General features: G+C 69.6%; 6 protein-coding genes. 3 read left to right on the forward strand and 3 right to left on the reverse strand.

Going from position 1 to position 6,468, the window contains the following annotated elements; all coding sequences use genetic code 11:
* Both FFS27_RS26305 and FFS27_RS26310 read left to right on the forward strand, forming a co-directional pair.
* A partial coding sequence (locus FFS27_RS26305) for an NAD(P)/FAD-dependent oxidoreductase (RefSeq protein WP_137952306.1) occupies positions 1 to 1,170 on the forward strand: 1,170 nt, incomplete at its 5' end.
* 20 nt (positions 1,171 to 1,190) lie between these two features.
* Positions 1,191 to 2,606, forward strand: a complete 1,416-nt coding sequence (locus FFS27_RS26310) for a glycerol kinase (RefSeq protein WP_003087165.1) — start codon at positions 1,191 to 1,193, stop codon at positions 2,604 to 2,606.
* A gap of 7 nt (positions 2,607 to 2,613) precedes the next feature.
* Here FFS27_RS26310 and FFS27_RS26315 read toward each other — a convergent pair whose 3' ends face one another.
* Both FFS27_RS26315 and FFS27_RS26320 read right to left on the reverse strand, forming a co-directional pair.
* Positions 2,614 to 3,714: a DmpA family aminopeptidase gene (locus FFS27_RS26315; protein ID WP_137952307.1), complete on the reverse strand. Its 1,101-nt coding sequence runs from the start codon at positions 3,712 to 3,714 to the stop codon at positions 2,614 to 2,616.
* Positions 3,715 to 3,727: 13 nt separating this feature from the next.
* Positions 3,728 to 5,095, reverse strand: a complete 1,368-nt coding sequence (locus FFS27_RS26320) for an APC family permease (protein ID WP_003110692.1) — start codon at positions 5,093 to 5,095, stop codon at positions 3,728 to 3,730.
* Between the two features lie 200 nt (positions 5,096 to 5,295).
* On the opposite strand from FFS27_RS26320, the gene FFS27_RS26325 reads away from it, so the two are divergent.
* On the forward strand, positions 5,296 to 6,102 hold the full coding sequence (locus tag FFS27_RS26325) for a helix-turn-helix transcriptional regulator (protein ID WP_003083150.1): 807 nt from the start codon (positions 5,296 to 5,298) through the stop codon (positions 6,100 to 6,102).
* A 3-nt stretch (positions 6,103 to 6,105) separates the two neighbouring features.
* Here FFS27_RS26325 and FFS27_RS26330 read toward each other — a convergent pair.
* On the reverse strand, positions 6,106 to 6,468 hold a 363-nt coding region (locus FFS27_RS26330), incomplete at its 5' end, for a hypothetical protein (protein ID WP_137952308.1).

Genomic DNA, 6,468 nt, shown 5'->3' on the forward strand with positions numbered 1-6,468 from the left:
GAACTACGCCGCCAAGGCGTCGCCCGGGTCTGCGTGCTGGAGCGCGACGGCGAGGCCGGCGGTATACCCCGGCATTGCGCGCATCCGCCGTTCGGCCTGCGCGAGCACGGCCGCCTGTTGACCGGCCCGGCCTACGCGCTGCGTAACGTCGAACAGGCTGAACGGGCCGGGGTGGATATCCGCCTGCGCCATAGCGTGGTCGCTCTCGCCGCCGCCGGTCTGCTGCAACTGGCCACCCCCGAAGGCCCGCGCAGTCTGCGCGCGACACGCGTGCTGCTGGCCACCGGCGCACGCGAGACGCCACGCTCGGCGCGCCTGCTGGGCGGCGACCGGCCACTGGGCGTGATCAATACCGGCGCGCTGCAAGCCTATCTCTATCTGCAAGGCCTGAAGCCGTTCGAACGGCCGCTGATCGTCGGCACCGAGCTGGTCAGCCTGTCCGCCGTGATGAGTTGCCGGCGTGCCGGCATCCGCCCGGTGGCCATGCTCGAACGCAACGCACGGGCCACCGCGCGTTGGCCGCTATCGTTGTTTCCCAGGCTGTGCGGAGTACCGATGCACTTCTCCAGCGAGCTGCTGGAGATCGAAGGCCGCGGCCGGGTCGAGGCGGCGCGGGTACGCCTGGGCGACGGGCGGGTCGAACGGATCGCCTGCGACGGCATCCTCCTCAGCGGACGCTTCGTTCCCGAATCGAGCCTGGTCCGCCTCAGCCACCTGGAACTGGACCCGGCCAGCGGCGGCCCGCGCATCGATCAGTTCGGCCGCTGCTCCGACCCCGCCTATTTCGCCGCCGGCAACCTGCTCCGGCCGATCGAGACCGCCGGCTGGTCGTTCCGCGAGGGACGAAGGATAGCCGGCCTGCTGGCCGCCGACCTGCGGGCCGAACTGCCGATCGCCGCGCCCGGTATCGCCATCGATTGCAGCGGTCCGCTCAAGCTGTGCGTGCCGCAGCGGCTGCTGGACGATCCGACACCCGGCCTGGCGCATCTACAGCTACGCGTAAGCGAGGCCGCCAGCGGACGCCTGCGGATACTGGCCGATGGTCGCCCGGTGTGGGAACGCGCCCTGTCCTGCCTGCCGGAGCGCCGCCTGCTGGTGCCGCTGGCCGCCCTGCGCCTACCGCCGGACACCCGGCGCCTGGAAGTCGCCTTCCTCACCTCCGGCCACTGAACCCGCGAAGAGAACCGACCATGCGAATCGCCGCCCTCGACCAGGGAACCACCAGTACCCGCGTGCTGGTCGCCAGCCAGGACGGCAGCGCCGATATTCAGTTGGCGCTGCGTCACCAGCAACATCATCCGCAGTCCGGCTGGGTCGAGCACGATCCGCTGGAACTGCTGGCCAACCTGCAACGCTGCCTGGAGGCCAGCGGCCGGGTCGACGCCATCGGCCTCGCCAACCAGGGCGAAAGCTGCATGGCCTGGGACGCCCGCAGCGGCGAGCCGTTGTCGCCGCTGATCGTCTGGCAGGACAACCGCACCACCCCGCACATCGAGCGTCTACGCGCCAGCGGCGCCGAGGCGCTGGTCCTGGAACGCAGCGGCCTGCCGCTCGATGCCTATTTCTCGGCCAGCAAGCTGGGCTGGATCGTCGAGCACCTTCCTGCCGCTCGCCGGGCTCTCGAGGCCGGCCGCCTGCGCCTGGGAACCAGCGACGCCTGGTTTCTCGACCGCTTGTGCGGAACCTTCGCCACCGACGTCACCACCGCCTCGCGCACCGCATTGATGAACCTCGCCGAGGGCCGCTGGGACCCCGAACTGTGCGCCCTGTTCGGCGTGCCGATCGAGTGCCTGCCGGAAATCCGCGATACCGTCGGCCATTTCGGGGTGATCGGCAACACTCCGCTGACGGCCTCGGTGGTCGACCAGCAGGCCTCGCTCTACGGTCACGGCTGCCGCCAGCCCGGTGATGCGAAGATCACCTTCGGCACCGGCGCCTTCGCCCTGACCCTTAGCGGCGAGCGGATCATCCGCTCGCCGGAGACAGGCCTGCTCGCCACCATCGCCTGGCAGATCGATGGCAAGCCGGTGTACGCCATGGACGGCGGGGTCTACGATGCCAGCGCCGCAGTCGAGTGGGCCGGGCGTCTTGGCCTGTTCAGCGACTTCTCGGAACTGGCCGGCTTCGACCGGCCGCCGGCCATCGACCGCGGGCTGGCCTTCGTCCCGGCCTTGTCGGGACTCGCATGCCCGCACTGGGACCGCAGCGCCGGCGCGATGTGGCTGGGAATGGACGCCGGCACCCGCCGCGAGGACCTCTGCCAGGCCCTGCTCGAAGGCGTGGTGCTGCGCAGCGCCGAGGTGATCCAGGCGATGGACGGCTACCTGAAGGTCACCGACCGCCTGTCCATCGACGGCGGCCTGGCGCGCAGCCCCTACTTCGCCCAGTTCCTCGCCGACAGCCTGCAACGGCGCATCGTCACCCAGCGCTTCGACGAACTCACCGCCTTCGGTTGCGCCGCCCTTGCCGCGCGTGGCCTCGGCTACGAGCTGGCGGAGCCGCGCAACACCCGCACGGAGTTCCAGCCGCGGGTCGACGCCGGCACCGCCCGGCGCTGGCAGGTGCGTTTCAGCGAAGCGGTGGCGCGCACCCGCGGCTGGCGCTGAGCCGCTTTCAGCGTCCCGGCCAGCCGGTCTCGCGCAGCGCCGCCAGGAGCGTCTCCCCCTTCAGCGCGGGCACCAGCCGGCCGTCCTCGGTGCGCATGTCCTCGCCGGCCAGCAGCACGTTGACGATGGCTTCTTCCACCGCCTCCGCCGCCGCGGCGAACAACGGCGAGATGTGGTCGTTGTTGAGCATCCGCAGCGGCGTGCTCTGCGGCAGGTCCTTGCGCGCATAGTCGGCTGGCGGCAGGTCCTGGTTGCCGGTGGCGAAGGCGAGGAACACGTCGCCGCTGGAGTCCTCGGTGCCACCGCCGGTGCGAGCGATGCCGATCGAGGCGCGCTGCGCCAGGCGCTGGCACTGGTGCGGCAGCAGCGGCGCGTCGGTGGCCAGGATCACCACGATGGAGCCCATGCCCGGGGTGCCTTCCTCGCTGAACGGCGAGGGGATGTCGCCCAGCCGGCGGCCGACCGGATAGCCATCGACCCGCAGCTCGCGACGCTGGCCGTGGTTGGCCTGGACCAGCGCGGCCACCGTCCAGCCGCCCTGCTCCGCCGGCAGCCGCCGCGAAGCGCTACCGATGCCACCCTTGAACTCGTGGCAGATCATCCCGGTGCCGCCGCCCACCGAACCTTCGCGGACCGGTCCGGACTCGGCGCAGGCCAGCGCCTCGCCGACCTGGCGGGCGCCGACGTGCTGGCCCCAGATATCGTTGAGCAGGCCGTCGAAGGTCTCCATCACCACCGGCATGCACCAGTACAGCCCGCTGTCGCCGAGTTCGGCGCGCTCCTCGGCGATCAGCGCGTCGCGCACCGCGCCGACGCTGTGGGTATTGGTGATGGCGATCGGGGTGGTCAGCAGGCCGGCTTCGCGGATCCACTCCAGGCCCGTGGCGTCGCCGTTGCCGTTGAGCACGTGGCAGCCGGCGAAGCAGGGTTGCAGGCGCGCCGCACCGGCGCGCGGCTGGACCAGGGTGACGCCGGTGCGAACCTGCCTGCCGTTGATCCGCTGGTTCAGGGTGCTGTGGCCGACGCGCACGCCGGGAACGTCGGTGATCGCGTTGAACGGGCCGGGAGTGCCCAGGCCGAGGGTGATGCCAAGTTGTCGAGCGCGCATGCGGACTCCTGTTTCAAAGCTTCTGGAACGCCGGACTGAGCTTGCCGTAGGTGCAGTAGAGAATCACCGACACCGCCAGCAGTCCGACAATGATCATCACGTCCCTGGCCGAGGCCGCCAGGAACAGGTTGAGCAGCAGGTATCCCGCCCCGCTCACCGCCAGCAGCGCCGGCAGCGGCCACAGCGGCATCCGGTAGGGATGCTCGCGGTCGCGCCGCAGCACCCGGCTGAACAGCGCGCAGAGGGCGACGATCAGGTAGACCATGACGATCAGCAACACGGTGAACGAGGTCAGTTCGGCCAGGTTGGAGCTGAAGCTCAGCGCCGCCGAGGGAATGGCGAGGAACAGCGTGGCCAGCCAAGGCGATTCCCAGCGCGGATGGATACGGGTGAAGGCACGGTTCAACGCCGGCATCCAGAGCGCGTCGCGACCGCTGCTGAAGATCACCCGGGCGCTCTGGATGACGATGGCGACGATGGCGTTGAACACCGAGAGGAAGATTCCCGCGCTGACCAGGCGCGACAGCGTCTCGTTGCCATGGCTGTTCAACAGATAGCCGATCGGGTCGGGGCTGGCGAGCATCGCCGGGAGCGACGGCGCGCCGATCAGCAGCGCGGCGAGCGGGACGATCTCGATCAGCACCACCAGCGCCAGCGACCAGAGCACCGCGCGATGCACGCTGTGGCCGCCGTCCTTCATGTCCTCGGCGAGCAGCACCGCGCCGCCGAAACCGTTGTAGGAGAACAGCGCGGTACCGACCGCTCCGATCACCAATGCCCAGGGTGCGATCGCCAGCAGCCCGCCGTCGCCGACTACCTGCGGCTGCAGCAGGACGCTCGCCGGTTGCTGTGCATGGCCGAAACCGAGGCCGACGATCACCAGCAGCGCCGCCACTTCCAGCAGCAGGCAGGTACCCGTGACCCAGGCGTTGACGCGGATGTTGAGGATGCCCAGCAGGTAGCTGAAGGCAACGATCGCCAGGGCCACGGTCTGCGCATCGAAGTGGGTGCCGAGGGCGGCGTTCAGGTAAGTCGCCGCGCCGGTGGCGAGCACCGGCGGGATGAACAGCAGCATCGCCAGCACCGTGAGGAAGGTGGCGTAGCCGGCCAAGCCGCCGAACACCCGCTTGGCGTAGACATACTCGCCGCCGGCGGTGCTGTGCGCCCTGCCCAGCTCGGCATAGCACCAGGCGAACATCAGCGCCAGCACCCCGGCCAGGGCGAAGGCCCAGAAAGCGCCGGTGCCGGCCTGCTGGATGGCGAAAGGGGCGATGACGAAGACGGAACTGGCGGGAGTGACCGCGGAAACGGTGATGGCGACCACGTCGAACACGCCCAGGGTGGGTTTCAGCGCACTTTCGGGCGCGGGGGAAGAGCTCATGTCGTTGTCCTCTGATTGTTATTGAAGTTGAGGCAGTAACGGAGACTCGCGGCGGCCCCTTGCCGGGGCGCTGGTTATGCGCCGACTCTAGGAGCGCGGAACCGGCGGGCCAATCACCCTTTGGGGTTACGCCCCTTGACGCGGCGGGTGGAAAAGCCGCAAACCGGAGCCTGCGAAAACCCACCGTGGAGCGAATACGGATGCACACCCTGTTCCGGGACATCGGCATGCACGCCAGCCTGGGCCGCGCCATCGAACAGATCGGCGGCAACCGCTTCTGGAAGCAATTGATCCTGCTGCTGCGCCAGCACCTGCCGTTCGACAACGCCCTGGCGATCTTCTACCCCGCCAACGGCGTGCCGGTGGCCCTGGAGGAATACGACGCCGAACCGCACGCCGGGCCGGCCTCGATGCTCGCCTACCTGAACGGGCTGTACCTGCTCGACCCCTTCTACCAGGCTTGCCGGGAAGGCCTGGCCAGCGGCCTGTACCGCCTCGAGGAGATCGCCCCGGACCATTTCCGGCAGAGCGAGTACTACCTTAGCTACTTCCACGACAACGTTCTGGAGGACGAGGTGCAGTTCATCCTACAGGTGCCCGGCCAGGGCGCGCTGTCGCTGTCGTTGGGCATGCAGAGGATGTTCGCCGACGAGGAATGCGGGATGCTCGGCTTGCTCTCGAGCTGGGTCCTGGCGCTGATGCAGCAGCACTGGCAGCAGCGCAGCCAGCGCCTGTTGCCGGCCGCACCGCAGGAAGAGATGGCCACGCAGATACGCGACGCCCTCAGCCACTTCGGCGCCAGCGTGCTATCGGAACGGGAACTGGAGATCGCCCGCCTGATCCTTCGCGGCTACTCGTCGAAGGCCATGGCCGAGCGCCTGGCGATCTCGCCGGAGACGATCAAGGTCCATCGGCGCCACCTGTACGCCAAGCTGGACATTTCCTCGCAACCGGAACTGTTCTCGCTGTTCATCCAGTCGCTCGGGCACGACCCGGAGAACCCCTAGGGGTCATGGATTGGCGTAGCGCCGGCTGAGACCGGGCGGGATGCCGCGGGCGTCGGTCTCGGTCCAGGGACCCTGCGGGCTGGTGGACCAGAACCAGCCGCCGTCCCAGCGGTAGTAGGTACGCTGGCGGTAGTAGAGATCGCGCTCGCCGCGGATCACATAGACCCCCAGGCTGCCGTCCCAGACGCCCTTGCCGCCTGGCGGCGGGGCGAACTGCGGACGCGAGCGGCTGGGCTGCGCCGGAGTCTGCGGTTGCGGGGTGATGGGCGGCGGGGTGGCGCCGGGCGCGCTGGACGGACCGGGCTGCGGCTGGCTTTGCGGCGGCAGCGAGGCCGGCGGTTCGCTGGTCTGCGGCGGATGCACCAC

The organism is Pseudomonas sp. 2VD, from assembly GCF_005503585.1.
Taxonomy (GTDB): Bacteria; Pseudomonadota; Gammaproteobacteria; order Pseudomonadales; family Pseudomonadaceae; genus Pseudomonas; species Pseudomonas aeruginosa.

Coding starts and splice junctions, on each gene's coding strand:
- FFS27_RS26310 (WP_003087165.1), top strand. CDS start 1,191: ATGCGAATCGCCGCCCTCGACCAGGGAACCACCAGTACCCGCGTGCTG.
- FFS27_RS26315 (WP_137952307.1), bottom strand. CDS start 3,714: ATGCGCGCTCGACAACTTGGCATCACCCTCGGCCTGGGCACTCCCGGC.
- FFS27_RS26320 (WP_003110692.1), bottom strand. CDS start 5,095: ATGAGCTCTTCCCCCGCGCCCGAAAGTGCGCTGAAACCCACCCTGGGC.
- FFS27_RS26325 (WP_003083150.1), top strand. CDS start 5,296: ATGCACACCCTGTTCCGGGACATCGGCATGCACGCCAGCCTGGGCCGC.